Origin of the sequence: [Anoxybacillus] calidus, assembly GCF_013760845.1 — a bacterium.
Taxonomy (GTDB): Bacteria; Bacillota; Bacilli; order Bacillales; family Anoxybacillaceae; genus Paranoxybacillus; species Paranoxybacillus calidus.
On sequence record NZ_JACDUU010000002.1, the window covers coordinates 35870 to 62047 of the forward strand.

Here is a 26178-nt window from a genome sequence, read left to right on the forward strand (position 1 = left end):
TACCATTTTATAGAAAGGAATCACAACTTGAAAAATTAAAAATATTTGTTATTGATGAAATAGAATCATTAAGTTATAATAAAATTCCAAATATTTAAAAAGGAGGGGTTCTATGAATTTATTTGAAAAATTGTATGACGAGCACGAAAAAGTAAAGGTTCGTTTTGTCGGCTTCACGACCAAAGATGTCCGTTATGACTTTGGTATCGTCTACACGAACATGTTCTTCGGTAAACCTCTTGTGATTTGCATGCAAACAGGCCGCTCTGCCCTCCTCGATCCAAAAGATATAGAAGACCACGAATCTCTGCAACGAATTTTCCGTATTGACACAATCGAACAAGCTGCCGATTTAGCGGAATTTTTCAAAGATACATTACCGTCATTTGCTCCATTAGAAGCAGCGCAATATGAATAAACGATAAGCGAAGCAGACTTTTCATGCTGCTTCGCTTATTTTATTTCCTTTTTTACATACACATATAAATAAAATGGCTATATAAAAAGTTAATGTGTTATACAATTTTACCATTGACATTCTAAATGTGATATATTATTATTTAATTAGTAAAACATTAAGCGTTTTCAAGACGTTTTAAGAAAAGGGGTATGAAGATGGGAACAATTGTGTGCCAAACATGTAATTCAACCATCGGTCATTTCGAAGATGAAAAAGTGACAACACTTTACGGTCAATGTAACGAATGTGACACTGACGAAACAGAAGAATAATAGAGTTACGGTCAAACAAATGGGGGAAAGGTTTTGTATATATAAACGCATGCGAACGGGATAGCATGCGTTTTTTCTTTAATTTAAAGTTTAATAGTAAAAGGTGCAGCACTGTCTAGCTGCACCTTAAGTGGTTAGCGAATGGGTTTATGCTCTTTTATCACTCGTAATGTTTTTAACGTATCATCTTCTGGCCCTTGAACAGGCAAACCGACTTCGAGGTTCTTTTTAATATAGTTTAAGTTTTCTTGCGTGATGATTTCTCCTGGAATAAAAATTGGAATTCCAGGTGGGTACACCATAATAAACTCCGCAATAATTCGTCCTGCCGATTCCTCAAATGGGACGACTTCCGTTTCCGAATAAAAAGCATCGCGCGGTGTTAACGCAAGAACAGGGATATCAGGAAGCAGCACTTTTGGTTTGACGCCTTCAGCAGCTTGATGGCTAAATTGTTCAGATAAATGGCGAAGCGCATTCACTAAAGCGTTCGTTTCTTTCTCTGTATCCCCAGGTGTAATGATACATAAAATGTTATAAAGGTCAGATAGTTCGACTTCGATATTGTAGTTTTCTCGCAACCATTTTTCAACATCATATCCGGTTAAACCAAGCTCTTTGACGGAAATGATTAATTTTGTTGGATCGTAATCGTACGTTGCTTTTGTTCCGAGAATTTCCTCGCCGACACAGTATAAATATTTGATTTCATTAATTTCTTTGCGGGTTTTTTCCGCTAATTGAATTGCTTTTTCTGCAAGCTCATGTCCTTCTGTCGCAAGGCGTTTGCGGGCAACATCTAATGAAGCAAGTAATAAATACGATGTTGAAGTTGTTGTTAGCATGCTTAAAATGGCTTGAACGCGTTTGGCTGATACTAAGCCTTCACGAACATTTAAAATAGAGCTTTGTGTCATGGAACCGCCTAATTTATGAACGCTTGTTGCTGCCATATCAGCGCCAGCCTGCATCGCAGAAAGCGGCAATTTTTCATGAAAATGAATGTGCACGCCATGTGCCTCATCGACTAACACAGGGACATTGTACGAATGAGCGATTTCTACTATTTTCTTTAAATCTCCGGCAATGCCAAAGTACGTTGGATTAATGACAAGAACACCTTTCGCATCAGGATGTTGTTTTAACGCTTTTTCAACGGTCTCTGGAGTAATGCCGTGGGAAATTCCAAGTTCTTTGTCAATTTCCGGATGGATAAAAATTGGTGTTGCTCCTGAAAACACAATAGCGGACATTACAGATTTATGAACGTTGCGCGGCACGATAATTTTATCACCAGGCCCCGCAACAGACATCACCATTGTCATAATCGCTCCGCTTGTTCCTTGCACAGAAAAGAATGTATAGTCAGCTCCAAATGCTTCAGCAGCTAAATCTTGGGCGCGTTTAATTATGCCTTTTGGTTGATGTAAGTCATCGAGTGGAGCAATATTAATTAAGTCAATGGCTAATGCATTTTCACCAATAAAATCTCGGAAATGTGGATCCATTCCTGCACCTTTTTTGTGCCCTGGGATATGAAACTGAATTGGATTTTTCTTTATGTGTTCTAATAACCCGGTAAACAATGGCGTTTCAAACTGTGACAATGTTTCCCCACACCTCTTTATAATCTTATAATCAACAATGGATATCTTTTTATATAAAACAAATGCTTTTATATAAAACAAATGCATTATAGCACTTATTTTTATGTTTGCAAAGAAATTTTTAAGGCGAATTTGTTAAAGGATATTGCATGAATAAGACGAAATATACAATTATATAAAGGAGGATGACAAATGAATTGGGAAACAAGAGTAACAAAATTGTTAGGAATTAAATATCCAATCATTCAAGGTGGACTTGCCTATTTAGCTTATGCTGATTTAGCGGCTGCGGTTTCCAATGCGGGGGGATTAGGACAAATTACAGCGATGTCATTGGAAACACCAGAACAATTGCGTGAAGAGATTAAGAAAGTGAGAGACAAAACGGATAAACCCTTTGGCGTGAACTTTGCCATTGGCCAGCATGGCAGACCGTTTGCCCATATGCTTGAAGTAGCCATCGAAGAAAACGTTCCCGTTATTTCGATGACAGGTGGAAATCCTGCTCCGATATTTGAGCAATTAAAAGGGGTAGAAGTAAAAAAATTGGTGCTTGTTGCTGCTGTCCGCCAGGCAGTAAAAGCAGAAGAGCTCGGTGCTGATGCTGTCATGGTTGTTGGACAGGAAGGCGGCGGGCATTTGGGAAAACATGATATCGGAACATTCGTGCTAATTCCTAAAGTTGTGGATTCTGTTTCTATTCCGGTTATTGCTTCAGGGGGAATTGGCGATGGACGAGGCTTAATGGCAGCATTTGCGCTTGGTGCGGAAGGGATTGAGATGGGGACTCGTTTTATCGCAACAAAGGAATGCGTACATGCGAACGAGGTGTACAAGGAAATGCTTGTAAAAGGTTCGGAAAGCGATACAGTTGTCATAAAAAGAAGTTTAGGAGCTCCAGCACGTGCTATGGCTAACGAATGGACAGAAAAAATATTAGAAATTGAAAAGAATGGAGGCTCTTATGAAGATTTAAAAGAGTATATAAGCGGAGAAGCAAATCGTCGCTTTATTTATGACGGGAAAACGAGCGAGGGCTTCGCATGGGCTGGTCAAGTAATGGGACTTATTCAGGATGTGCCAACGATTGCAGAACTTTTTGCGCGCATGATTCAGCAAGCGGAACAAATTCGCAAGCAATGGGCAATCTAAAAATAGCGTTTCACATAAATGAGGTGTTATCTTTGAACTATGCATACCCAATTTCATACGATTGGACGGCACAAGAAATTATTGATGTCGTGAAATTTTTCGAAACGATTGAAAAGGCTTATGAAAAAGGAATTGAGCGCGATCAACTCATCAATGCATACCGCCGCTTTAAAGAAATTGTACCGAGCAAGAGCGAGGAAAAGAAGCTGTGTGATGAATTTGAAAAAGTCAGCGGCTATTCCTCATATCTGACAGTCAAAAAAGCGAAAGAAGCAAAAAGCGGTGACTTTATTAAAATGTAAACACTCCTTTTGCATGTAAAAACAAGTGCGTTCTCCCCGTGCTTCAGGCGTTTGCTAAGCGGGGAGTTAATATTTAGTAAAGATAGACAATTGCACAATTTTGTTGCATAGCCCCCTTTCCTAACATAATATATATAAAAATGAAATATCAGAAAATTCTATCTTCTAGAAACGTGCTTTCGTGATTATGTAGAAAGGGGTGCTCCTTGTTATGAAAAAAGTAATCAACGGTCTTAAACGTATGGACGGTGAAAAACGGATTGCGGTACTGCGCTTGGAGTTAGATTATGAATTAGCTACTCTTTATGAGGCGATGATGGAAAATGATGAAGAAAAGAAAAAAGAATGCAAGCGTAAATTAGAAAAATTACGTCAAGAGATGATTCGTCTTGGAATTTAATGTGAAAAATTACAACGAACCTAGACGGGTTCGTTTTTTCTTCGTTCAACATCTGAAAGTTTTGAAAAAGTGATTTTTTCTTGATAAGAAAGAGAAATTGCACTAATCTAATTTATATTCCTACATATTATTTTTGTGATGAGTAGACGTTATTGAATGAGAAGGTTGCGATATGATGGTGGGAGGAAATTTATGATGAATGAAAAGTGGAAAAAAATCGACCAGTATGCGCAACAGTGGATAAAAGAAGCAGGGATACGAATTAAAGATACATTCCAGCAACAGTTAACGATTCAAACAAAGTCGAGTCGCACCGATTTAGTCACAAATGTTGACCGTGAGATTGAGCAGTTTTTTATTGAAAATATACGAAAGACATTTCCTCAACATCGTGTCCTCGGAGAAGAGGGATTTGGCGATTGCTTAACCGCGTTAGAAGGCGTTGTTTGGATTATTGATCCTATTGATGGTACGATGAATTTTATTCATCAACAACGAAATTTTGCGATTTCCGTTGGTATTTATGAAGATGGTGTCGGAATGCTTGGATATATTTATGATGTCGTCCATGATGAACTATATTATGCTCATAAAGGAACAGGAGCGTTTTTAAATGGTATTCCGCTTTCTCCGTTGGCAGCAACATCGATTTCCGAATCGATTGTTTCGCTCAACGCTACATGGGTCACCAAAAATAAGCGAATTGATGCGAATGTATTGGCCCCGTTAGTGAAAGATGTACGCGGGACACGTTCATACGGCTCAGCTGCTCTTGAAATGGCATATGTTGCTTCAGGACGTTTAGATGCATATATTACGATGAGATTATCGCCATGGGATTTTGCTGCGGGATTAGTGCTTGTTCATGAAGTAGGAGGCATTGTCACCAATTTGTATGGCGAGCCGTTAAATTTACTCGGAGAAAATTCTGTTCTTGTAGCAAAACCTGGGTTGCATGAAGAAATTTTAAATAAGTATGTTCGTAAGTAAATAGGCTGACCCATAAGTGTCTCACCTCACGTACATTGCACAACATATCATTCGTTGATCCAATGTGATGTTCTATATATGTTGTTGTGGGGTCTGACACTTTACTTTTGGGTCAGCTTCTACTATATTTCCCCTTTTTCACGCATCCGTTTTTTTGTCATAAAACCAGTCCCCATTGTTACTAGTAGGCCAATGGTAGAAAAAATGATGCCCAGAGGACTTCTTTCGGCAATAAAAATTCCAATTCCCATTATACAAGCAGTAGCCAGCACGGCAAAAAAGAGGAAAACTGGTTGAAATGAGTTCATGCTTATTAACTCCCTTCGCTTGTTCACAGTATCTTGCTTTATAGTGTACACGAAAACATTCCGCTTTTCTACTGTGTTTATGGTATAATAGGTAAGCTATTATAAACATGGGAGTGGACAAGTTTGAAAATACGGAATGACATTCGGAATATTGCGATTATCGCCCATGTTGACCATGGGAAAACAACGCTAGTCGATCAATTGCTGCGTCAAGCAGGGACATTTCGCGCCAATGAGCATGTAGAAGAGCGAGCAATGGACCGGAATGACTTAGAGCGTGAGCGCGGCATCACCATTTTAGCAAAAAATACGGCGATCAATTATAAAGGAACAAGAATTAATATTTTAGATACTCCGGGACATGCGGATTTTGGCGGTGAAGTCGAGCGTATTATGAGCATGGTTGACGGGGTACTGCTTGTTGTGGATGCATATGAAGGCTGTATGCCACAGACGCGCTTTGTATTAAAAAAAGCGCTTGAGCAAAACTTAACGCCAATTGTCGTTGTTAATAAAATTGACCGTGAGTTTGCCCGACCTGCAGAAGTCGTCGATGAAGTCATCGATCTGTTTATTGAATTAGATGCTTCAGAGGAACAGCTGGAATTCCCTGTTGTTTATGCTTCTGCGATTAATGGTACAGCGAGCTTAGACCCGGACAAGCAAGATGAAGATATGACTGCTTTATTTGAAGCCATTATTACACATATTCCTGCTCCTGTAGACAACAGTGAAGAGCCACTGCAATTCCAAGTGTCGCTTCTTGATTATAACGATTATGTCGGACGGATCGGGATTGGCCGTATATTCCGCGGCACGATGAAAGTCGGCCAGCAAGTTGCGCTAATGAAATTAGACGGCTCGGTAAAACAATTTCGCGTGACAAAAATGTTTGGCTTTTTCGGACTCAAGCGAATTGAGATTGAGGAAGCGAAAGCGGGAGATTTAGTGGCGGTCTCCGGCATGGAAGATATCAACGTCGGGGAAACCGTTTGTCCGATTGACCATCAGGAAGCGCTACCGGTATTGCGCATTGATGAACCAACGTTAAAAATGACGTTCCTCGTCAATAACAGCCCATTTGCCGGAAGGGAAGGAAAATATGTCACGGCTCGGAAAATTGAAGAGCGTTTACGCGCACAGTTAGAAACAGATGTTAGCTTACGAGTCGAAAACACGGATTCCCCTGATGCATGGATTGTTTCCGGGCGCGGGGAGCTACATTTATCGATTTTAATTGAAAATATGCGCCGGGAAGGCTTTGAATTGCAAGTATCGAAACCGGAAGTGATTTTAAAAGAAATCGATGGTGTCATTTGTGAGCCGATTGAACGCGTACAAATTGATGTTCCGGAAGAATATACTGGAGCGGTCATGGAATCAATTGGTGCCCGTAAAGGTGAGATGGTTGATATGATTAATAATGGAAACGGTCAAGTGCGTCTCATCTTTATGGTGCCGTCCCGTGGGCTTATTGGTTATCGGACAGAATTTATGTCGTTAACACGTGGTTATGGGATTTTGAACCATTCATTTGACAGCTATCAGCCACTGCAGTCTGGACAAATCGGCGGCCGCCGTCAAGGTGTGCTCATTTCTATGGAAACAGGTAAAGCGACTGCTTATGGGATTATGCAGGTAGAAGACCGAGGCACTATCTTTGTTGAGCCGGGAACGGAAGTATACGAAGGAATGATAGTTGGTGAACATACGCGAGAAAATGATTTGGTTGTGAATATTTGTAAAACAAAGCATATGACAAATATTCGTTCTTCAACAAAAGAACAAACTATCACAATGAAAAAGCCGCGCATTATGACGCTTGAGGAAGCGCTTGAATACTTAAATGACGATGAATATTGTGAAGTGACGCCGCAGTCAATTCGCCTGCGCAAAAAGATTTTAGATAAAAATGAACGTGAGAAAATAGCTAAGAAAAAGAAACTCGCCGAGCAAGCCAAGTAAAGGAGAGGAGAAGAATGGACATTGTTGAGCGACTCTCGTTTTTTGCTTCACTCTATCAAGTGAATACACATCCAGAACGGGGGATGTGGCTTCTCTATTTTACCGTACTCGTTCTCTCAATCATCGTTTATTGGCTCGGATTTGCGAAAAAATTACCGCTGTTGAAAAATGTCATCATATACACTTTACTTGCATTAGGGTGTACGATTTTAACGTTTTTTGCCGTTTTTTTGCCCGTTGCCGAAGGTCTTGTCATTGCGGCACTTGTGCTTATCATTTATAAAGTGCGTCTCCATCAGGCGAAGAAATAAGGCGGTGAGTCAATGAAATCGCTCCAAGATGCGTTATATAATTGGCTGACGATTAAAGTGGTAGCTGATGCGCGACCAGACGATCAAGCGGCGAGGGAAACAGAAAGTTTTTTTGCGGAAATTTTAAAAAATGATTTTCAAATAACCAACCTTCATATCACAAAAGATAAAGCAATGTATCTCATTACGTTTGAAAAGGACGATCAACAAAAAACAGCGCGATTCCCTGTGGAATTAATTGAGGTCATGTTAGAACAAATCAACAGTGAACCAGAAAAGTATGCCAACTATCCGACATAAAAAACCGAGTTTTATCAACTCGGTTTTTTTTTGAACAAAGTAAGAACTCCAGCATATAGAATATGGCCAAAAATCAACCAAAAAACGGTATATCCATCAGTAATAGAAGAGATTTCTTTAACAGGTTTTCTGAGAAGTCCCTCTCCTCTCAACCAAGGGGAGGAGGGAGAAGTTCATTGTCGATAAATGGTCCAATTCACTTAAAAAGTAACCCTTAGGCAATGCCGCAAGTAGGACTGATAGTATTACCACTCATCCTCAGAAGTTGTTGAACGGTAAAATCGGAATTTCCCTGTGGCCAGGCGTGCTTTTGTTTTTTCAGCTATCCGCTCATGGCATTCTGAGCACATATATGTATGAATAGGGCGGTTACGCAAGCGTTTTGCCAACAGTGATTCATCGTCAATAACGTCGATTTTATCGCAAAGAACACATTTTACTTTCATGATGCACCTCTTTTTATAGAGAAAGATTAACGTTTATGAACATAGTATACCATGATTTTTATACTTTTCTGAAGAAATGTCAGTTTTTAGTTTTAAGTTCATGGAAAAATAAGTATGATAAAAATAAATATATTATTTTGGAGGGATTTATATGGCAAATCAAGTAGAGCCAAAATTAATCGAACCATTATTCCATGCTCTGCAAAAAGAGCGTTTTGTGACAATTGCTACCATCGACCATGAAACAGGTGGACCAAATGTGAGTGCGATTTCATGGATTTATGCTCCTGATGAAGGACGAATTTATTTTGCGGTAGACAATCGCTCACGCATTGTGCAAAATATCAAAAATAATCCGCTTGTTGTCGTTAATTTAATTGCGAATGAATCTACATATTCTATTAGTGGAAAAGCACATGTGAAGGTTGAAAAAATGGAAGAAGTTCCTTTAAAATTAGCGCTTGTAGAAATTGAAATTAATGAAGTGCGCGATGTCATGTTTTACGGCTCCAAAATTTCTGTAGAACCAAAATACGAGAAAACGTATGATGCACAGGCGGCAGCGAAGTTGGACAATCAAGTGATGACAGCTCTTCGCAATGCGTAACACAATACATAAAAGGGGCTGACCCATAAGTGTCAGATCACATACACAATCCTGCGATCTGATACTTTGTTTTAGGGTCAGCCTCTCTTTTATTTATTTAAGTAGTCATTTGATTGCTTTTCCTGACGATTATTTAATCGTTCTTTTTCATTTGAATTTAATTGTGAATTGTTTTGTTCTGTTGGTTCGGGATTTGTTGTTTTTAATAAGTCGCTAGGTACTTCAGGCATTACTCGCCCGACAATAGCAGCTAATTCATCCATAAATCCTTGTACTGGTCGTCCGTTGTTAACCTCGCGGGCGATTTCTCTTAGTCTGACATTTAAATCAGGATCAGCAATAATAATGGCATTGGCACCGTAAGGATCTTTTTGTAAGCTTTCTGCGACAGAGTATTTAATTGTGCCTACCCGGGATTGATCAACTTTTGAATTGACGTCGATCCCGACGATGGCATATTTGCCGACAACAACGGCGGTTGCATCATTTACATTAGGTACGCTGCTAGCAATTTTTACAAGACGTTTAGCAATGTCCTGACCGGATTTATTGACAACTTTTTCATCTGTTGTGTTTTTTACATGAACAACAGAGTTATTGTTTGAGCTATTGTTTTTTTCATTTAAATTACAACCTGCAAAAGTAATGAAGATAGCCGCGACGATTATTAGGTTAGAAAATACTCTCATCATTTACACCTCTAGACAGCGATATTTTTAACTTTATTTTGTGAACATTCTTCTATCTTTATGCATCCACTCATATATATAAGCAACAGTCCCGGCTGTTAAACATGTATATCAAAACTTTAAGGGACAGGGGGAACGAAAATTTGGGTAAAAAAATATATGTGTTAGACACAAATGTGTTGCTGCAAGACCCTTATGCGATTTTCTCATTTGAAGACAATGAGGTGGTCATTCCAGCGGTTGTGTTAGAGGAGGTAGATTCAAAAAAGCGTTATATGGACGAAATCGGACGAAATGCTCGACAAGTATCGAAATTAATTGACCAATTGCGTGAGAACGGGAAATTACATGAAAAAATTCCGTTAGATAATGGAGGGGTATTACGGATTGAACTCAATCATCGCTCGTTTCAACAACTTCAAGAAATTTTTGTGGAAAAAACGAACGATAACCGCATTTTAGCTGTGGCAAAAAATTTATCGCTTGAAGAACAAACAAAAGAAAACGGAAGAGCGGTTATTTTAGTGAGCAAAGATGCTCTTGTACGCGTAAAAGCAGATGCGATAGGCTTGCAGGCTGAAGATTTTTTAAGCGACCGTGTTGTTGAAGTTGATCATATTTATACTGGCTTTTTGGATTTGTACATAAACATTGAAAATCTTAATCGATTTTATGAAAAAGGGGAGCTTGTTCTTGCCGAAATAACGAATCACCCTTTTTATCCGAATCAATTTATTATTATGAAAGATGCGCTTGGCGGCTCCGCATCAGCAATCGGTATCGTTGATCACACTGGCAAAAAGGTCAAACGTTTATCGTTCAACTATGAGCATGTATGGGGAATTCATCCGCGAAATGCCCAACAGACGATGGCTTTTGAGCTGTTAATGCGGGAGGATATCTCACTTGTTACGTTAATTGGAAAAGCGGGTACGGGAAAAACTCTCCTAGCTTTAGCAGCAGGCCTGATGCAAACGGAAGATTTACAAAGGTATAAAAAGTTGCTTGTTGCAAGACCGATTGTTCCTGTAGGCAAAGACATTGGATTTTTGCCTGGAGAAAAGCAAGAAAAATTGCGGCCTTGGATGCAGCCGATATTCGATAATTTAGAGTATTTGTTTAATACGAAAAAACCGGGGGAATTAGATGCGATTTTAGCAGGAATGGGTTCCATTGAAGTGGAGGCGCTTACATATATTCGCGGACGAAGTTTACCGGAACAATTTATTATTATTGATGAAGCGCAAAATTTAACCAAACATGAAGTAAAAACGATATTAACGCGTGTCGGTGAAAAAAGTAAAATTGTATTAATGGGAGACCCTGAACAAATTGACCATCCGTACTTAGATGAATATAATAACGGTTTGACTTATGTAGTAGAGAAATTCAAAGAACAAAAGGTGGCAGGACATATTCGATTAATAAAAGGGGAGCGATCGGGGTTAGCACAGCTTGCAGCCGATTTGTTATAATACTAAAATAAAGTGGCAGCTCCCTTTTGGTCGTATTTCACTTTAAAGGGAGTCTGCCTTCTTTTTTTTAGACGATTATTTTAAGAAACAATAAACTTACGAATATGGGTAATAGGTTCATGCTGATTGGAACCATCCCCAAAATAAAAATGGACAGGCCCATCTTCTTTCAATGGTTTTCCGTTTTTCGAAAATCCTAATACTGCTTCATAAGCTAGTTCTAACGGAATTTGAATTTCTTTATGCTCCGTCACAATGGTTAATGTTGTTGCATCAGCAAGTGGTTCTGCATTTCGTAAAAAAGGTTCTAAGCGCATTCCGAATGTCCCGTTAATCACTTTTTCTTTTTCATATGTTTTTTCGGTTTTTAAAGTCGGTGGAAAAACCGCTCCCTCTTGAATTTCGCGATCCCAATATGCAGAAATTTTTTTTATTTCCTCTTCTTCGTTTTGCTTTTCTTGTTTTGCCTCTGAAAAATATGTTAGCAAGTCCACTTTGCGATCATCAAAAATCCATACACCAGGATCAAGGGTAATTGAGAATCTCACTTTTCCTGTGATTGGAATAATGTTTTCCACATTAATAACCTCCCCCATTCCACACTATCTTTAGTATAGTGGTAAATTATTCATTTGTCATGTGATACATCTATGAGCCACAACTCTTTCAACTTGAAATTTTGCTTGTTTCACGTTAACATTTAAAGAAGGATTGTGTGTGTAATCGCACGGGGAACGGAGGGATAGATGTGACGTCAAATACGGCGATTAATTATCGTGAAAGAGCGTACGCACTTCTAAAAGCAGATGCTGATAAAATTGTAAAACTCATTCAAGTACAAATGGATAATTTAACAATGCCCCAATGTCCTCTTTATGAAGAAGTGCTGGATACCCAAATGTTTGGATTATCGCGCGAAATTGATTTTGCTATTCGTCTAGGTCTTGTAGATGAAAAAGATGGCAAAGCGATTCTTGACCAGTTAGAGCGAGAATTGTCAAATCTTCATGAAGCGACTGTAAAAAAGCGGGGATAATAATATAAACAGCAACTCAAATGGTTGTTAGTCAGCCGTTTGAGTTTTTGTGTTTTTGCAGGAAAACTAAAGTATTATTCGAATTATTATAGTAAAATTAAATAAGAATTATTACTAACTAAGGAAGAGGGAAGATGGATAAGCAGTTATTAAAAAAAATCGCAAAGTCCTATGACTACCCTTTAATAATCGCTATATTTATGCTTTGTATTTTCGGGCTTATTATGATATATAGCTCCAGCATGATTTCGGCGGTTGTTCGATTTGGATTGGAGAGCGATTATTTTTATCAAAAACAAAAATTATGGCTTATAATTGGAACTTTTGTTTTTTTCTGTATGATGGTTATACCTTATAAAGTGTTTGCGCAAAAAAAATGGGTATTGGCCATTTTTTTTGGAATGCCTGTCATTTTATTTGCCGTTTTTATTGCCGGGCATACGGCGAATAACGCAACAAGTTGGTTTAAGTTTGGTTCCTTTAATGTGCAGCCAGCTGAATTTGTTAAATTAGGATTAATTAATTATTTAGCAGCTGTGTTTGCGAACAAACAAAAATCGCTTTCCAAACCTGATAAGAGGCATATATTTCCGATTTATTACACTTTATTTATATGTGCGCTCATTGCTATTCAGCCAGACTTTGGAACCGCCATGATTATTTTACTCATTTGTTTCAGTATGATTGTTTCATCGGGAATCCGCTTGAAGCTTTTATTTAAGCAAATTTTATTTTTAAGTATGATTGTCGCTATATTTTCACCGTTTTGGCTTCCTGTTTTAGGAGATGAAATTTTTTCAAAAGAGAGAATGTCGCGTATTGATGGATTTCTTGATCCGTTTAAATATGCTGATGATGCAGGATTTCATTTAGTTAACTCTTATTTAGCCATTGGCTCAGGCGGCTTAAAAGGGCGTGGATTAGGAGAAAGTATTCAAAAATATGGTTACTTGCCAGAAGCACATACTGATTTTATTATGTCGATTATTGCTGAAGAATTAGGGATATTTGGTGTGGCCTTTGTCATTATATTGCTCGCCTTTATCGTTTTGCGTGGTTTAACGATTGCTAGAAAGTGCCAAGATGCGTTTGGGAGTTTGCTTGCAATTGGTGTTTCTGCGATGATTGGCATTCAAACGTGCATTAATCTTGGCGGAATTATAGGGCTTATCCCAATTACAGGGGTACCACTACCTTTAGTCAGTTACGGCGGCTCTTCACTTCTTCTTCTCTTGGCATCTCTTGGGATGCTTGTCAATATATCAATGTTTGTCAAATATGAAGCGAATTATAAGGGGAAAGCCGAGACAACGAATATTGTGAAAAATTCACAAAAAAGAGGTCTGACTTTTTAACAATGTATTTACAAAATCGTTAAATCATTATAGTTTTTTATTATGATAAAGGGGGAGAGGAATAGGATGAGAAAAAATCGTCGAATTAACAAAGTACTTGTAGCAAACCGTGGAGAAATTGCCATTCGTGTGTTTCGTGCCTGCGTTGAGCTTGGCATTCGTACAGTAGCGATTTATTCAAAGGAAGATGCAGGTTCCTATCATCGTTATAAAGCAGACGAAGCATACTTAGTTGGCGAAGGGAAAAAACCGATTGATGCTTACTTAGATATTGAAGGAATTATTGAAATCGCCAAAAGCCATGATGTTGATGCCATTCATCCAGGGTACGGATTCCTTTCTGAAAATATTCAATTCGCTAAACGATGCGAAGAAGAAGGAATCATTTTTATCGGCCCAAAACAAGAGCATCTGGATATGTTTGGTGACAAAGTAAAGGCTCGTCATCAAGCGCAATTGGCAGGGATTCCAGTTATTCCTGGAAGCGATGGTCCTGTAAATAGCTTGGAAGAAGTAGTCCGCTTTGGCGAAACGTATGGTTATCCATTTATTATTAAAGCAGCATTAGGCGGCGGTGGAAGAGGCATGCGCATCGTTCGTTCAAAAGCGGAAGTAAAAGAAGCATATGAGCGAGCGAAATCGGAAGCAAAAGCAGCGTTCGGCAGCGATGAAGTATATGTAGAAAAACTAATTGAAAATCCTAAACATATTGAAGTACAAATTCTCGGTGACTATGAAGGAAACATTGTTCATTTATATGAACGCGATTGTTCTGTACAACGCCGCCATCAAAAAGTAGTCGAAATCGCGCCGAGCGTGTCATTATCTGATAAGCTTCGTCATGAAATTTGCGAAGCGGCTGTTAAACTAATGAAAAATGTAAATTATGTTAATGCGGGTACGGTTGAGTTTTTAGTATCTGGCGATGAGTTTTACTTTATTGAAGTGAATCCTCGCGTTCAAGTAGAACACACCATTACCGAAATGGTTACGGGGATTGATATTGTTCAGTCACAAATTTTAATTGCGGAAGGTCATTCGCTTCACAGCGATGTTGTGGGCATTCCAAAACAGGAAGATATTCATGTTCACGGATATGCGATTCAATCACGTGTAACAACAGAGGATCCGTTAAACAACTTTATGCCGGATACAGGGAAAATTATGGCATATCGCTCTGGAGGCGGATTTGGCGTCCGTTTAGATGCGGGAAATGGGTTCCAAGGAGCGGTTATTACACCATATTATGACTCATTGCTTGTGAAATTATCCACATGGGCATTGACATTTGAGCAAGCGGCAAGAAAAATGTTGCGCAATTTGCGGGAATTTCGAATTCGTGGAATTAAAACAAACATTCCATTTTTAGAGAACGTTGTGCAACATCCAAAATTTTTAACAGGAGAGTACGACACTTCGTTTATTGATTCAACGCCTGAACTATTTATTTTCCCGAAAATAAAAGACCGCGGTACAAAGATGTTAACGTACATCGGTACGGTAACAGTCAATGGTTTTCCGGGAATCGGAAAGAAAAAGAAGCCGGTATTTGAAAAGCCGCGCATTCCAAAAGTAAAGCATTCTGAGCCAATTCCAAACGGAACGAAACAAATTCTTAAAGAACGTGGAGCAGAAGGTCTTGTTCAATGGGTAAAAGAACAGAAGAAAGTATTATTAACGGACACAACGTTCCGCGATGGACATCAATCACTTTTAGCAACGCGCGTACGTACGACCGATTTAGTACACATTGCTGAACCGACAGCAAGGTTATTGCCGGACTTGTTCTCGCTTGAAATGTGGGGCGGAGCGACATTTGATGTTGCCTATCGTTTTTTAAAAGAAGATCCGTGGGATCGCTTACTTAAGCTTCGTGAACGAATTCCAAACTTGCTATTTCAAATGTTATTGAGAGCGTCTAATGCAGTTGGATACAAGAACTATCCGGACAATGTCATTCGCGAGTTTGTCGAGAAGTCAGCACATGCCGGCATCGATGTATTTCGTATTTTTGATAGCTTAAACTGGGTAAAAGGCATGACTGTTGCCATTGATGCGGTACGACAGACAGGAAAAATTGCCGAAGCGGCAATTTGTTATACAGGTGATATTTTAGATCCGACGCGCACGAAGTATAATTTAGATTATTATAAAAGCCTTGCGAAAGAATTAGAGCAAGCAGGTGCACATATTTTAGGAATCAAAGATATGGCTGGTCTTTTAAAACCACAGGCAGCGTATGTATTAATTTCTGCGTTGAAAGAGACGATTGATATTCCGATTCATCTTCATACGCATGATACAAGTGGTAACGGTATCTACACTTATGCAAAAGCGATTGAAGCCGGAGTCGATATTGTCGATGTTGCCGTAAGCTCGATGGCCGGACTAACGTCACAACCAAGTGCCAATACGCTCTATTATGCGCTTGAAGGAACAGAGCGGATGCCAAATGTTGATATCAATGCATTGGAACAGCTTTCTCGTTATTGGGAAGATGTTCGCAAATACTATCAAGAGTTTGAAAGCGGTATGAATGCACCGCATACGGAAGTATATATGCATGAAATGCCAGGCGGACAATACAGCAATCTTCAGCAGCAAGCAAAGGCGGTTGGCTTGGGCGATCGTTGGGATGAAGTAAAAGAGATGTATCGCCGTGTCAATGACATGTTCGGTGATATTGTAAAAGTCACTCCTTCATCGAAAGTTGTTGGCGATATGGCGTTATATATGGTGCAAAATAACTTGACTGAGCAAGATATTTATGAACGCGGTGAAACACTTGACTTCCCAGATTCGGTTGTCGAGTTGTTCGAAGGTTATTTAGGACAGCCGCATGGTGGTTTCCCGAAAGAATTACAGCGCATTATTTTAAAAGGACGCGAACCAATTACAGTGCGACCAGGCGAACTATTAGAACCAGTCGATTTTGAGAAAATTAAGCAAGAATTGTTCCATATGCTCGATCGACAAGTGACGGACTTTGATGCGCTTGCGTATGCTTTGTATCCAAAAGTGTTCATTGACTATACAAAAACAGTCGAACAATTTGGTGACATATCTGTGCTAGATACACCGACATTTTTGTATGGAATGCGTCTTGGTGAAGAAATTGAAATAGAGATTGAAAAAGGAAAGACGCTAATCGTAAAGCTTGTTTCAATTGGGCAACCACAAGCCGATGGAACGCGTGTCGTCTACTTTGAATTGAACGGACAACCGCGCGAAGTGATGATTAAAGATGAGAGCATTAAAACAACAGTTGCTTCGCGTATCAAAGCCGATAAGAACAATCCGAATCATATTGCGGCAACAATGCCGGGAACCGTTGTAAAAGTGTTAGTTGAAAAGGGGGAAAAAGTGAGCAAGGGAGACCATCTCATGATTACGGAAGCGATGAAAATGGAAACAACGGTGCAAGCACCATTCAGCGGCATTGTAAAAGATATTTATGTGAAAAATGGAGATGCCATCCAAACGGGCGATTTACTCATAGAATTAACAAAATAATAAGGAGGCTGACCCAAAAGCAAAGTGTACGACCTTATAATATATAGGGCCTAACATTGAATAAATGAACGATATATTGTGAGATGCACATGAGGTCAGACACTTATGGGTCAGCTCTTCTTCTTTTTGTGGAACAAATGGTATGAGTACATGAAAGTTTTTCTTCATTTTTTAACATTTTTTGTTTTTACTTGCATTCTTTTTTGAAGGAATAGACTTTGATTGTATAAATATATAGAAATGAATTTTTAGCGGGAGCCTGTGGAATCAGGCTGAGAGTACGACTAATCCGTCGTTGACCGTTTGAACCTGTTGGGTAATGCCAGCGTAGGGAAAGTGATAAGGGATTAATAGGCACTTTGCTTACGCGCAAAGTGCTTTTTTCATTATTTTTAAGAAAAAAGATACAGAGAAAATGGAGCTTGTTTCGTTCTTTGTCGATGGTGGCCTGATTATGTGTTAAATTCTCCAAAAATTCCAATGAGGGAAAGGACGAAATTTTATTATGAAGATGCGAGAGATTGTAAAAACGTTAGAAAAAGTGCGCCAAGTTAATCCACTCGTCCATAATATTACAAATGTCGTTGTGACAAATTTTACTGCTAACGGTCTTTTAGCGTTAGGCGCTTCCCCAGTAATGGCGTATGCAAAAGAAGAAGTTGCTGATATGGCAAGAATAGCAGGAGCGCTTGTGCTGAATATTGGCACGCTAAATGAAACAGAAATCGAAGCGATGCTCATTGCAGGAAAATCGGCAAATGAGAACAGAGTACCGGTGATTTTTGATCCGGTTGGTGCAGGTGCCACCGCTTATCGAACGGAAACAGCGAGAAAAATTGTTAAAGAAGTGAAAATTTCAATTGTAAGAGGAAATGCCGCTGAACTCGCCAATGTAATAGGAGAAAGCTGGGACATTAAAGGCGTCGATGCAGGAGAAGGAAGCGGAGATGTTGTTGCCTTAGCGAAAAAAGTGGCACAACAATTAGGAACGATTGTTGCGATTACTGGTAAAGAGGACGTCGTTACCGATGGTGACACGACATACGTTATCCATAACGGTCATCCGATTTTAACAAAAGTAACGGGGACAGGCTGCTTACTAACTTCGGTTATTGGAGCGTTTGCAGCGGTTGAGAAAGACTTGCTTTTAGCGGCCGTCTCTGCGCTTGTCAGTTACGGAGTGGCAGCTGAAGTAGCAGCAAGTAAAAAAGGTGAAGAAGGACCAGGAAGTTTTCAAATCGAGTTTTTAAACGAGCTCGCCAAAGTAGGCGCTGTAGAAATTAGCCAATATGGCTCCATTGAAAAAAGATGAGTTTGCAAGGGGGGAATCACAATGAAGAAAGTGTACAAAGCGTTAACAATTGCAGGTTCTGATAGTGGTGGCGGTGCCGGCATTCAAGCTGATTTAAAAACGTTTCAAGAGTTAAAAGTTTTTGGTATGTCCGCATTAACTGCGGTTACTGCGCAAAATACACTTGGGGTACAAGGTGTATATCCATTATCGGTAGAGGCTGTTAAACAGCAAATTGAATCGATTGGAACTGATTTAGGAACCGATGCTGTTAAAACTGGGATGCTCTTTAGCAGTGAAATCATTCAAGCGGTGGCTGAAAAGATTAAACAATTTGGGTGGAAAAATATTGTTGTCGATCCTGTCATGATTGCCAAAGGTGGGGCTCCACTTTTACAAGATGAAGCAGTAAGTGCTTTAAAAAACGATTTGCTTCCGCTAGCAACCGTCATTACGCCTAATATTCCCGAGGCGGAAGTGTTAACGGAAATATCAATTCGCACATTAAAAGACCGCCAAAAAGCAGCCAAACGTTTACATGAACTAGGTGTAAAATATGTCGTTATTAAAGGCGGTCATGATGAAGGAGAAAGTGAAGCTGTTGATCTATTATATGATGGAGAGGAATTTTCTTATTTTAAAAGCAAAAGACTGGAGACGAAAAATACACACGGAACAGGTTGTACATTTGCTGCAGCGATTACAGCTGAACTGGCAAAGGGAAGCAATGTAAAAGAAGCTGTACAAACAGCGAAAGATTTTATTCAAGCAGCGATTGAAAACGAATTAGGAATAGGACACGGTCATGGCCCGACCAATCATTGGGCTTATCGCGAGAAAAAACGATAAGATGCTCAAAAGTGTTTACGAAAATGGAGGATGAATCGTTGGTGAGAATTTCGAATGAGAAAATGAGAGAATTATTAAGGGTTTATTTTATTATGGGAAGTAATAACTGTAAAAAGGACCCCTTGGAAGTCATAAGAGAAGCACTTGAGGGCGGAATTACGTTGTTTCAATTTCGCGAAAAAGGTAAAGGCGCTTTAACCGGAGAGAAAAAGCATGTGTTTGCGAAAGAAATTCAAAGTATCTGTAAAAAATATAACGTTCCTTTTATCGTAAACGATGATGTTGACTTAGCTATTGCGCTCGATGCCGATGGTGTGCATATCGGACAAGAAGACGAGTCAGCCGATCGTGTTCGTGAAAAAATTGGCGACAAAATCCTTGGAGTTTCTGTTCATAATCTTGAGGAAGCGCGTAAAGCAATTGCGCAAGGGGCGGATTATATCGGAGTAGGTCCCGTTTTTCCTACAAAAACAAAAGAAGACGCAAAAGAAGTGCAAGGAACTTCCCTTATCTTGTCTCTTAGACAGAACGGAATTCAAATCCCGATGGTTGGTATTGGTGGCATTAACGCAGAAAATGCAAGCGAGGTAGTAAAAGCGGGAGCCGATGGTGTTTCTGTTATAACGGCGATTAGTTTGGCAGAATCTCCTTTTGAAAGCACTAAGCAATTAGTAATGACTGTTAATGAATGTTTGTAATTCATTGTGAAGGGATTGTATGTATTTAAATAGTTGTTAGGATAAGGGGAAAGGCAGGAAATTGATTTGTTATAAAAATAAAAAACGAGGGTTCATCCCTCGTTTTTTATTTTACTATGATGGAGGTCATTCGTTTCGCCTGATTAGGTAAATGTGATAACCTTTGTTCATTATGTTTGCTTCGAGCAGCTAATAAAACTAAATAACTGAGTATGCCGAATAAACAAGAAATGAAAAAGGCATGAGCTAAGGCAATATATAAATTTAGTTTCGTGAATACAATAAGTGCTCCGGTGATGACTTGTGCAGATACAAGGAAAAGAGCAATAAGCCAGCCCCAATAGATAACACGCTGATTTCGATAAGATTTTAGTGCTTGAATTGCAGCAAGTAAAATCCAAACAAAGATTAATCCAGCTGCAAAGCGATGTCCCATTTGTATCCACTCATGAAGTTGGATAGGAAAAGGACGATTTTCTGAACAAAGCGGCCAACTTGGGCAAGCTAAACTTGCTAGTTTATGGCGGACAAGTGCCCCAGTGTATACAACGATATAACTATATATGATAACCCCATAAATATGAAATTTCATTTTCTTGTCGATTACTACTGAATCTGCGTCGAATTTTTTATCTACTTCAAAAATAAGTAGCGTAAGTAGAAAAACGGAAGCAAATGAAATCAGAGATATGCCAAAATGTAAGGCAAGAACAAAGTCAGATTGTCCCCAAACGACGGCAGCCGCTCCGATCAAACCTTGCAAAATAAGAAATATAAACGAAATAAGCGCAAGAAATTTTGTTTCGCGAACATGTCCAATTGCACGCCATGCCCAAATGGATAATCCTAATACCATTAAGCCAGCAAGTCCAGAAACGACACGGTGACTTAGTTCAATTAGCAACTCAGGAGTGATATTTGAAGGAATTAGTTCACCGTGGCATAATGGCCAGGAGCGACCACATCCCATCCCCGAACCTGTTTTTGTTACTAAAGCTCCACCAATGAGGACAAACAACATTGCGATCGTCGTTAAAACAGCAAACCATTTTAATGCACGTTGCAAAATCTTCACCTTCTCAATTAAGAAATATCTATGTGACAATAATGTTTTAAAAAGATAAAATAGGCGTAACAATCCATTTATTATCTTAACGTAAACAAAGAAAGAGAGCAAAATAAAATCGGCAAACATCATCATTTTACAATATAGAAAGTGTAAAAAACAAACAAATATTATAGCGAAAAAGGTTGAATATTGTTATTGAGTTTGCTAGAAATATAAATGAATACTATAAAAATCCAGTTTTTTAGCTAACATTGTATGTAGAAGTGCAGCCATTCACAATTTTGACACAAATAATCCAAAAAAAATTCACAATTCGTCAATGAAATGTGATTTAATATAATAGAGATGGAGCGTTTATCTTTTTATTATCCCAGCAATATTTTCCAATTAAAATTTTTAATATAGCGAAGTGATGGAAACGCCTTCAATGGAATGGTTAGAGGGTCTTTTTGATTTGGGACTAAGGAGGAATTAATGATGGCAGATACGAGGGCATTAAATGAAGGCGATGCAAATGCTATGCAAGGTCCTCAAGAGTATACACATTCAACAGTTTGGCAAGACTTGTTAGCTGTTGTGAAAATTGGTATTGTGAATTCGAATTTAATTACTACATTTACTGGTTTATGGTTGGCATTACATTTTATGGGAGAAGGGTTCCTTGACAACCTTCATATCGTCTTTTTTACTCTTTTTGGTTCAGCATTCATTATTGCGGGTTCATGTAGCCTAAATAATTACATTGACCGCGATATAGATCATCTGATGGAGCGGACAAAATCAAGACCTACTGTCACAGGCAGAATGGAACCTAAACGGGTGCTTTGGTTAGGAATTTTCTTGGTGATCATTGGTACCTTAAGTTTATTAATGACAACCGTAACCGCGGCGATCATTGGGCTTATTGGAGTATTTACCTACGTATTTTTGTATACAATGTGGTCAAAGCGGAATAATACATTGAATACGGTCATTGGCAGCATCTCTGGTGCTGTGCCTCCAGTCATTGGCTGGACAGCGGTCGATTCAAGTTTTCATATCGTGCCGCTTGTATTATTTTTATTAATGTTTATATGGCAGCCACCGCACTTTTTGGCGCTTGCGATGAAGCGTACAGAAGAATATCGTGCGGCGGGTATTCCGATGTTACCGGTTGTTCATGGTTTTGGCATTACAAAACGCCAAATGGTTGTTTGGGTAGCATGCTTACTTCCACTTCCGTTTTATCTTTTTTCATTAGGCATTCCGTTCCTTGTCATCGCGACGTTGTTAAACATCGGCTGGTTGGCATTGGGACTTGCTGGATTTAAAATGAAAGATGATTTAAAATGGGCGAAGTGGATGTTTGTATATTCATTGAATTATTTAACCATTTTATTCGTAGCAATGGTGATCGTTACGATTGATTAAAGGGTTGTTTACAATTCTTTCTCATTAATATAGAAAGAATTTATATATTTATCTAAAATTGAAAGAGGGGTTTGATTAGGCTATGAAGAAATGGCTACTCAATTGGCGCTTGTTTTCTCTTTTTAGTGTGATGGCGCTTGTATTAGCTGGTTGTGGCGAGCCGTTTTTATCAACGCTTCAACCGGCCGGCGAAGTAGCAGATATGCAGTATTCACTTATGCTGCTTAGCACAGCCATTATGATTCTTGTTATTATTGTTGTAACAATTATCTTCGTATACGTTGTCGTTCGTTTCCGCCAACGTAAAGGCGAAGAAAACAAAATTCCAAAGCAAGTGGAAGGAAACCACAAGCTTGAAATTATTTGGACTGTCATTCCAATTATTCTTTTAATTATTTTGGCGGTTCCAACTGTTAAGGCAACATTTGATCTTGCTGATGTAAAACCGATGAACAAAGAAAATCGCGACAAAGAGAAGACACTTGTCGTTAATGTTCGCGCTAACCTTTATTGGTGGGAATTTGAATATCCTGATTATGGTGTAATTACAAGCCAAGATTTAGTTGTTCCAACTGATGAGCGTGTGTATTTTAACTTAAAAGCATCAGATGTAAAACACTCATTCTGGATTCCTGCAGTCGGCGGGAAAATGGATACAAACATAGAAGATAGCAAAAACCAATTTTGGTTAGAATTTGACCAAAAAGACGCTGAAAAAGCCGGCGGCATTTTCTATGGTAAATGTGCAGAGCTTTGCGGTCCTTCTCATGCATTGATGGACTTCAAAGTTAAAGCCGTTCCTAGAGACGAATTCAACCAATGGATTGAAAAAATGAAAAACGCGAAACCAGTTGTAACTGATCCAGTTGCAAAAGAAGGAGAAGCAATCTTCAATAAGAGCTGTATCGGTTGCCACGCGGTTACTCCAGTTGACAAACGACCAGAGCAAGCACGTACAGCACCAAACTTAGGAAACTTTGGCGATCGTGAGCGCATCGCAGGAATTTTAGAACATAACGAAGAAAACTTGAAAAAATGGCTAAAAGACCCAGAAAGTGTGAAACCTGGAAATAAAATGACAGGTACATATGGTCAATTAACAGATGAGCAAATTGATGCTTTAGCAAAATATTTAATGAGTCTAAAGGTTGAGTAATAAGGGGATTCATGTAAAAAGGGAGGTTACATTGTGAGTACAGTAGCTCGTAAAAAGAGCCTAATATGGGACTACCTTACAACGGTTGACCATAAGAAAATCGCCATCCTTTACTTAATTGCTGGTGGCCTTTTCTTCCTGATGGGCGGCGTTGAGGCGCTATTTATTCGTATTCAGCTTGCCGTACCAAACAACGACTTTGTTAGTGCAGGTCTTTACAACGAAATTTTAACGATGCATGGTACAACAATGATTTTCCTAGCAGCGATGCCGCTTCTATTTGCATTGATGAACGCTGTTGTGCCAATCCAAATCGGCGCACGTGACGTAGCGTTTCCGTTCTTAAACGCTTTAGGTTTCTGGCTATTCTTTTTCGGGGGACTTTTCCTAAACTGTTCATGGTTCTTAGGCGGGGCTCCTGATGCAGGTTGGACATCTTATGCGTCTTTATCATTAGAGTCACCAGGACATGGTATTGATTTCTATGTGTTAGGATTGCAGATTTCCGGTTTAGGTACATTAATCGGTGGTATTAACTTCCTAGTAACAATCGTTAATATGCGCGCTCCAGGTATGACATACATGCGCATGCCATTGTTTACTTGGACAACATTTGTTGCTTCAGCATTAATCTTATTTGCGTTTCCGCCGTTAACGGTTGGATTAATCTTCATGATGATGGACCGCTTATTTGGTGGTAACTTCTTCGATCCAGCATTAGGCGGTAACACAATTATTTGGGAGCATTTATTCTGGATTTTCGGTCATCCTGAAGTATATATTCTTGTATTGCCGGCATTCGGTATTTTCTCTGAAATTATCTCGACTTTCTCTAAAAAACGCTTATTCGGATACTCTTCAATGGTATTCGCAGTTGTATTAATCGGCTTTTTAGGATTCATGGTGTGGGCTCACCACATGTTTACAGTTGGTATGGGACCAATTGCGAACGCAATTTTTGCGGTTGCGACAATGGCGATTGCTGTTCCGACAGGTATTAAAATCTTTAACTGGTTATTTACATTGTGGGGCGGAAACATCCGCTTTACAACACCAATGTTATATGCGATTGGGTTTATTCCATCTTTCGTTATGGGTGGAGTAACAGGGGTTATGAACGCTACAGCAGCAGCAGACTATCAATATCATGACAGCTATTTCGTCGTTGCTCACTTCCACTACGTTATCGTTGGTGGGGTAGTACTTGCTTTATTAGCAGGCACACATTATTGGTGGCCAAAAATGTTTGGTAAGATGTTAAGCGAAAAACTTGGAAAAGTTACATTCTGGTTATTCTTTATCGGTTTCCATTTAACATTCTTTATCCAACACTTCCTTGGCCTAATGGGCATGCCGCGTCGCGTATTTACATTCTTACCAGGTCAAGGTTGGGAAACTGGAAACTTAATCAGTTCTATCGGTGCGTTCTTTATGGCTGCCGGTACGATTGTTCTTTTAGTTAATATTGTTATTACAACGTTTAAAGGCAAGAAAGCTGAAGCAGATGCTTGGGGAGACGGACGTACACTTGAATGGGCGGTTTCTTCTCCAGCACCTGAGTATAACTTTGCGCAAACTCCGCTTGTTCGTGGTTTAGATGCGCTTTGGGTTGAGAAAATGGAAGGTAAAAAAGGCTTGACTCCAGCAGAACCGCTTGGAGATATCCATATGCCAAATCCTTCATTCTTACCGTTTGTAATTTCGCTCGGATTATTCATTTCAGCTTTCGGATTCATGTACCATAAAGATTATTCTTGGGGGTTAATGGTTGGGATCGTTGGTCTATTAATTACGTTTGGAGCCATGTTCTTGCGCTCTGTGATCGATGACCATGGTTACCACATTCATAAAGAGGAAATTATGGAAGCGGAGAAAAAGGGGGCTAAGGCATAATGCATGTTGAAGAAAAATTAACGGCGGAAACATTCCCAGCATCACCTGAAAAAGCCACCCTTGAAGGGAAAAATAAATTTTTAGGATTTTGGTTTTTCTTAGGGGGAGAGACTGTTCTTTTCGCCTCCCTCTTTGCCACATTTTTATCTTTAAGGGATAGAACAGCTGGCGGTCCAAGTTCTGACGAATTATTTAAAATGTCTATTGTATTCATCGCTACGATGCTGTTATTAACGAGCAGCTTAACGAGCGTGTATGCAATGTACCATATGAAAAATTTCGACTTTAAGAAAATGCAGCTTTGGTTAGGTATTACTGTTTTATTAGGTGCAGCATTTTTAGGCTTAGAAATTTATGAGTTTAATGAGTATGTACATGAAGGTCTTAAATACTCAACAAGTGCATTTGCTTCATCCTTTTATACGTTAGTTGGCACACACGGTGCACACGTGGCATTTGGCTTGTTATGGATTTTAACGCTAATGATTCGCAACGCTAAGAGAGGTCTTGATTTATACAACGCACCAAAGTTTTATGTAGCTAGTCTTTACTGGCACTTTATCGACGTTGTATGGGTATTCATTTTCACAGTTGTATACTTAATGGGAATGGTGGGGTGATTGT

At 39.2% G+C, this 26178-nt stretch carries 27 protein-coding genes and 1 riboswitch; of the genes, 21 read left to right on the forward strand and 6 right to left on the reverse strand.

Annotated features, from left to right (window positions below):
* The first annotated feature begins 112 nt into the window (after positions 1–112).
* Both HNQ85_RS04420 and HNQ85_RS04425 read left to right on the forward strand, forming a co-directional pair.
* The gene (locus HNQ85_RS04420; protein ID WP_181536557.1) at positions 113–418 is read left to right on the forward strand and encodes a DUF3055 domain-containing protein; all 306 of its coding nucleotides are present in this window, start codon (positions 113–115) and stop codon (positions 416–418) included.
* Positions 419–615: 197 nt separating this feature from the next.
* Positions 616–732, forward strand: a complete 117-nt coding sequence (locus tag HNQ85_RS04425) for a GapA-binding peptide SR1P (protein WP_181536558.1) — start codon at positions 616–618, stop codon at positions 730–732.
* Positions 733–866: 134 nt separating this feature from the next.
* Here the strand turns inward: HNQ85_RS04425 and HNQ85_RS04430 are convergent, their stop codons facing one another.
* Entirely contained in the window at positions 867–2339 is a 1473-nt protein-coding gene (locus HNQ85_RS04430) for an aminotransferase class I/II-fold pyridoxal phosphate-dependent enzyme (protein WP_181536559.1), read from the reverse strand.
* A gap of 192 nt (positions 2340–2531) precedes the next feature.
* Between HNQ85_RS04430 and HNQ85_RS04435 the strand changes: the two genes are divergently transcribed.
* The 4 genes from HNQ85_RS04435 (at position 2532) to HNQ85_RS04450 (ending at position 5183) form a co-directional block, all read left to right on the forward strand.
* The gene (locus HNQ85_RS04435) at positions 2532–3491 is read left to right on the forward strand and encodes an NAD(P)H-dependent flavin oxidoreductase (RefSeq protein WP_181536560.1); all 960 of its coding nucleotides are present in this window, start codon (positions 2532–2534) and stop codon (positions 3489–3491) included.
* A 32-nt stretch (positions 3492–3523) separates the two neighbouring features.
* Positions 3524–3793: a UPF0223 family protein gene (locus HNQ85_RS04440; protein ID WP_181536561.1), complete on the forward strand. Its 270-nt coding sequence runs from the start codon at positions 3524–3526 to the stop codon at positions 3791–3793.
* 211 nt (positions 3794–4004) lie between these two features.
* On the forward strand, positions 4005–4193 hold the full coding sequence (locus HNQ85_RS04445; RefSeq protein WP_181536562.1) for a hypothetical protein: 189 nt from the start codon (positions 4005–4007) through the stop codon (positions 4191–4193).
* 195 nt (positions 4194–4388) lie between these two features.
* Positions 4389–5183 (forward strand): inositol monophosphatase family protein, encoded by a 795-nt coding sequence (locus HNQ85_RS04450; RefSeq protein WP_181536994.1) that lies wholly within the window; start codon positions 4389–4391, stop codon positions 5181–5183.
* A gap of 122 nt (positions 5184–5305) precedes the next feature.
* Here the strand turns inward: HNQ85_RS04450 and HNQ85_RS04455 are convergent, their stop codons facing one another.
* A complete protein-coding gene (locus HNQ85_RS04455; RefSeq protein ID WP_181536563.1) occupies positions 5306–5491 on the reverse strand; it encodes a YlaF family protein in 186 nt (61 codons plus the stop codon).
* 123 nt (positions 5492–5614) lie between these two features.
* Between HNQ85_RS04455 and typA the strand changes: the two genes are divergently transcribed.
* The 3 genes from typA to HNQ85_RS04470 are packed head-to-tail and all read left to right on the forward strand — an operon-like array spanning position 5615 to position 8067.
* A complete protein-coding gene (typA, locus tag HNQ85_RS04460) occupies positions 5615–7456 on the forward strand; it encodes a translational GTPase TypA (protein WP_181536564.1) in 1842 nt (613 codons plus the stop codon).
* 14 nt (positions 7457–7470) lie between these two features.
* Positions 7471–7767 carry a YlaH-like family protein gene (locus HNQ85_RS04465; RefSeq protein WP_181536565.1) on the forward strand — a complete coding sequence of 99 codons (297 nt, stop codon included), beginning with the start codon at positions 7471–7473 and terminating at the stop codon, positions 7765–7767.
* A gap of 12 nt (positions 7768–7779) precedes the next feature.
* Positions 7780–8067 carry a hypothetical protein gene (locus HNQ85_RS04470; protein WP_181536566.1) on the forward strand — a complete coding sequence of 96 codons (288 nt, stop codon included), beginning with the start codon at positions 7780–7782 and terminating at the stop codon, positions 8065–8067.
* Positions 8068–8312: 245 nt separating this feature from the next.
* Here the strand turns inward: HNQ85_RS04470 and HNQ85_RS04475 are convergent, their stop codons facing one another.
* The gene (locus HNQ85_RS04475) at positions 8313–8513 is read right to left on the reverse strand and encodes a YlaI family protein (RefSeq protein ID WP_181536567.1); all 201 of its coding nucleotides are present in this window, start codon (positions 8511–8513) and stop codon (positions 8313–8315) included.
* Positions 8514–8664: 151 nt separating this feature from the next.
* Here HNQ85_RS04475 and HNQ85_RS04480 point away from each other — a divergent pair, with 151 nt between their 5' ends.
* Positions 8665–9120 carry a pyridoxamine 5'-phosphate oxidase family protein gene (locus tag HNQ85_RS04480; protein ID WP_181536568.1) on the forward strand — a complete coding sequence of 152 codons (456 nt, stop codon included), beginning with the start codon at positions 8665–8667 and terminating at the stop codon, positions 9118–9120.
* An 89-nt stretch (positions 9121–9209) separates the two neighbouring features.
* Here the strand turns inward: HNQ85_RS04480 and HNQ85_RS04485 are convergent, their stop codons facing one another.
* On the reverse strand, positions 9210–9809 hold the full coding sequence (locus HNQ85_RS04485) for a YhcN/YlaJ family sporulation lipoprotein (RefSeq protein WP_181536995.1): 600 nt from the start codon (positions 9807–9809) through the stop codon (positions 9210–9212).
* Positions 9810–9952: 143 nt separating this feature from the next.
* On the opposite strand from HNQ85_RS04485, the gene HNQ85_RS04490 reads away from it, so the two are divergent.
* Positions 9953–11284, forward strand: a complete 1332-nt coding sequence (locus tag HNQ85_RS04490) for a PhoH family protein (protein ID WP_181536569.1) — start codon at positions 9953–9955, stop codon at positions 11282–11284.
* An 80-nt stretch (positions 11285–11364) separates the two neighbouring features.
* On the opposite strand, the gene HNQ85_RS04495 is transcribed toward HNQ85_RS04490, so the two are convergent.
* On the reverse strand, positions 11365–11862 hold the full coding sequence (locus tag HNQ85_RS04495; protein ID WP_181536570.1) for a peptidyl-prolyl cis-trans isomerase: 498 nt from the start codon (positions 11860–11862) through the stop codon (positions 11365–11367).
* A 170-nt stretch (positions 11863–12032) separates the two neighbouring features.
* On the opposite strand from HNQ85_RS04495, the gene HNQ85_RS04500 reads away from it, so the two are divergent.
* From HNQ85_RS04500 to thiE, 6 genes are all read left to right on the forward strand, one after another.
* A complete protein-coding gene (locus HNQ85_RS04500) occupies positions 12033–12320 on the forward strand; it encodes a DUF1507 family protein (protein ID WP_181536571.1) in 288 nt (95 codons plus the stop codon).
* A gap of 134 nt (positions 12321–12454) precedes the next feature.
* The gene (locus HNQ85_RS04505) at positions 12455–13675 is read left to right on the forward strand and encodes an FtsW/RodA/SpoVE family cell cycle protein (RefSeq protein WP_181536572.1); all 1221 of its coding nucleotides are present in this window, start codon (positions 12455–12457) and stop codon (positions 13673–13675) included.
* Between the two features lie 66 nt (positions 13676–13741).
* Positions 13742–17188, forward strand: a complete 3447-nt coding sequence (gene pyc / locus HNQ85_RS04510; RefSeq protein WP_181536573.1) for a pyruvate carboxylase — start codon at positions 13742–13744, stop codon at positions 17186–17188.
* A 241-nt stretch (positions 17189–17429) separates the two neighbouring features.
* A riboswitch (TPP riboswitch) is annotated at positions 17430–17539 on the forward strand.
* Between the two features lie 154 nt (positions 17540–17693).
* Positions 17694–18500, forward strand: coding sequence for a hydroxyethylthiazole kinase (gene thiM / locus HNQ85_RS04515; RefSeq protein WP_181536574.1), 807 nt, complete (start codon positions 17694–17696; stop codon positions 18498–18500).
* Positions 18501–18521: 21 nt separating this feature from the next.
* Positions 18522–19328 carry a bifunctional hydroxymethylpyrimidine kinase/phosphomethylpyrimidine kinase gene (thiD, locus tag HNQ85_RS04520; protein ID WP_181536575.1) on the forward strand — a complete coding sequence of 269 codons (807 nt, stop codon included), beginning with the start codon at positions 18522–18524 and terminating at the stop codon, positions 19326–19328.
* Between the two features lie 38 nt (positions 19329–19366).
* Complete coding sequence (gene thiE / locus HNQ85_RS04525) at positions 19367–20026, forward strand: thiamine phosphate synthase (RefSeq protein WP_181536576.1); 660 nt, start codon at positions 19367–19369, stop codon at positions 20024–20026.
* Between the two features lie 106 nt (positions 20027–20132).
* Here thiE and HNQ85_RS04530 read toward each other — a convergent pair whose 3' ends face one another.
* Complete coding sequence (locus HNQ85_RS04530; protein WP_181536577.1) at positions 20133–21092, reverse strand: COX15/CtaA family protein; 960 nt, start codon at positions 21090–21092, stop codon at positions 20133–20135.
* Between the two features lie 480 nt (positions 21093–21572).
* Between HNQ85_RS04530 and cyoE the strand changes: the two genes are divergently transcribed.
* The 4 genes from cyoE to ctaE all read left to right on the forward strand — a co-directional run bounded on the left by cyoE (position 21573) and on the right by ctaE (position 26174).
* Positions 21573–22505, forward strand: a complete 933-nt coding sequence (gene cyoE / locus HNQ85_RS04535) for a heme o synthase (RefSeq protein ID WP_181536578.1) — start codon at positions 21573–21575, stop codon at positions 22503–22505.
* Between the two features lie 82 nt (positions 22506–22587).
* Positions 22588–23661 carry a cytochrome c oxidase subunit II gene (gene coxB / locus HNQ85_RS04540; RefSeq protein ID WP_181536579.1) on the forward strand — a complete coding sequence of 358 codons (1074 nt, stop codon included), beginning with the start codon at positions 22588–22590 and terminating at the stop codon, positions 23659–23661.
* 33 nt (positions 23662–23694) lie between these two features.
* Positions 23695–25554 (forward strand): cytochrome c oxidase subunit I, encoded by a 1860-nt coding sequence (gene ctaD, locus HNQ85_RS04545; RefSeq protein WP_181536580.1) that lies wholly within the window; start codon positions 23695–23697, stop codon positions 25552–25554.
* On the forward strand, positions 25554–26174 hold the full coding sequence (ctaE, locus tag HNQ85_RS04550; protein ID WP_181536581.1) for a cytochrome c oxidase subunit III: 621 nt from the start codon (positions 25554–25556) through the stop codon (positions 26172–26174). The genes ctaD and ctaE overlap by 1 nt, the downstream gene beginning before the upstream one ends.
* Positions 26175–26178 lie beyond the last annotated feature (4 nt).

What these genes read in the sequence shown, in the direction of transcription:
- HNQ85_RS04505 (WP_181536572.1), top strand. Translation starts at nt 12,455, where the DNA reads ATGGATAAGCAGTTATTAAAAAAAATCGCAAAGTCCTATGACTACCCT.
- HNQ85_RS04445 (WP_181536562.1), top strand. Translation starts at nt 4,005, where the DNA reads ATGAAAAAAGTAATCAACGGTCTTAAACGTATGGACGGTGAAAAACGG.
- ctaE (WP_181536581.1), top strand. Translation starts at nt 25,554, where the DNA reads ATGCATGTTGAAGAAAAATTAACGGCGGAAACATTCCCAGCATCACCT.
- pyc (WP_181536573.1), top strand. Translation starts at nt 13,742, where the DNA reads ATGAGAAAAAATCGTCGAATTAACAAAGTACTTGTAGCAAACCGTGGA.
- HNQ85_RS04425 (WP_181536558.1), top strand. Translation starts at nt 616, where the DNA reads ATGGGAACAATTGTGTGCCAAACATGTAATTCAACCATCGGTCATTTC.
- HNQ85_RS04450 (WP_181536994.1), top strand. Translation starts at nt 4,389, where the DNA reads ATGAATGAAAAGTGGAAAAAAATCGACCAGTATGCGCAACAGTGGATA.
- HNQ85_RS04480 (WP_181536568.1), top strand. Translation starts at nt 8,665, where the DNA reads ATGGCAAATCAAGTAGAGCCAAAATTAATCGAACCATTATTCCATGCT.
- HNQ85_RS04435 (WP_181536560.1), top strand. Translation starts at nt 2,532, where the DNA reads ATGAATTGGGAAACAAGAGTAACAAAATTGTTAGGAATTAAATATCCA.
- coxB (WP_181536579.1), top strand. Translation starts at nt 22,588, where the DNA reads ATGAAGAAATGGCTACTCAATTGGCGCTTGTTTTCTCTTTTTAGTGTG.
- HNQ85_RS04475 (WP_181536567.1), bottom strand. Translation starts at nt 8,513, where the DNA reads ATGAAAGTAAAATGTGTTCTTTGCGATAAAATCGACGTTATTGACGAT.
- HNQ85_RS04420 (WP_181536557.1), top strand. Translation starts at nt 113, where the DNA reads ATGAATTTATTTGAAAAATTGTATGACGAGCACGAAAAAGTAAAGGTT.
- thiD (WP_181536575.1), top strand. Translation starts at nt 18,522, where the DNA reads ATGAAGAAAGTGTACAAAGCGTTAACAATTGCAGGTTCTGATAGTGGT.
- HNQ85_RS04455 (WP_181536563.1), bottom strand. Translation starts at nt 5,491, where the DNA reads ATGAACTCATTTCAACCAGTTTTCCTCTTTTTTGCCGTGCTGGCTACT.
- cyoE (WP_181536578.1), top strand. Translation starts at nt 21,573, where the DNA reads ATGGCAGATACGAGGGCATTAAATGAAGGCGATGCAAATGCTATGCAA.
- HNQ85_RS04465 (WP_181536565.1), top strand. Translation starts at nt 7,471, where the DNA reads ATGGACATTGTTGAGCGACTCTCGTTTTTTGCTTCACTCTATCAAGTG.
- HNQ85_RS04470 (WP_181536566.1), top strand. Translation starts at nt 7,780, where the DNA reads ATGAAATCGCTCCAAGATGCGTTATATAATTGGCTGACGATTAAAGTG.
- HNQ85_RS04485 (WP_181536995.1), bottom strand. Translation starts at nt 9,809, where the DNA reads ATGAGAGTATTTTCTAACCTAATAATCGTCGCGGCTATCTTCATTACT.
- thiM (WP_181536574.1), top strand. Translation starts at nt 17,694, where the DNA reads ATGAAGATGCGAGAGATTGTAAAAACGTTAGAAAAAGTGCGCCAAGTT.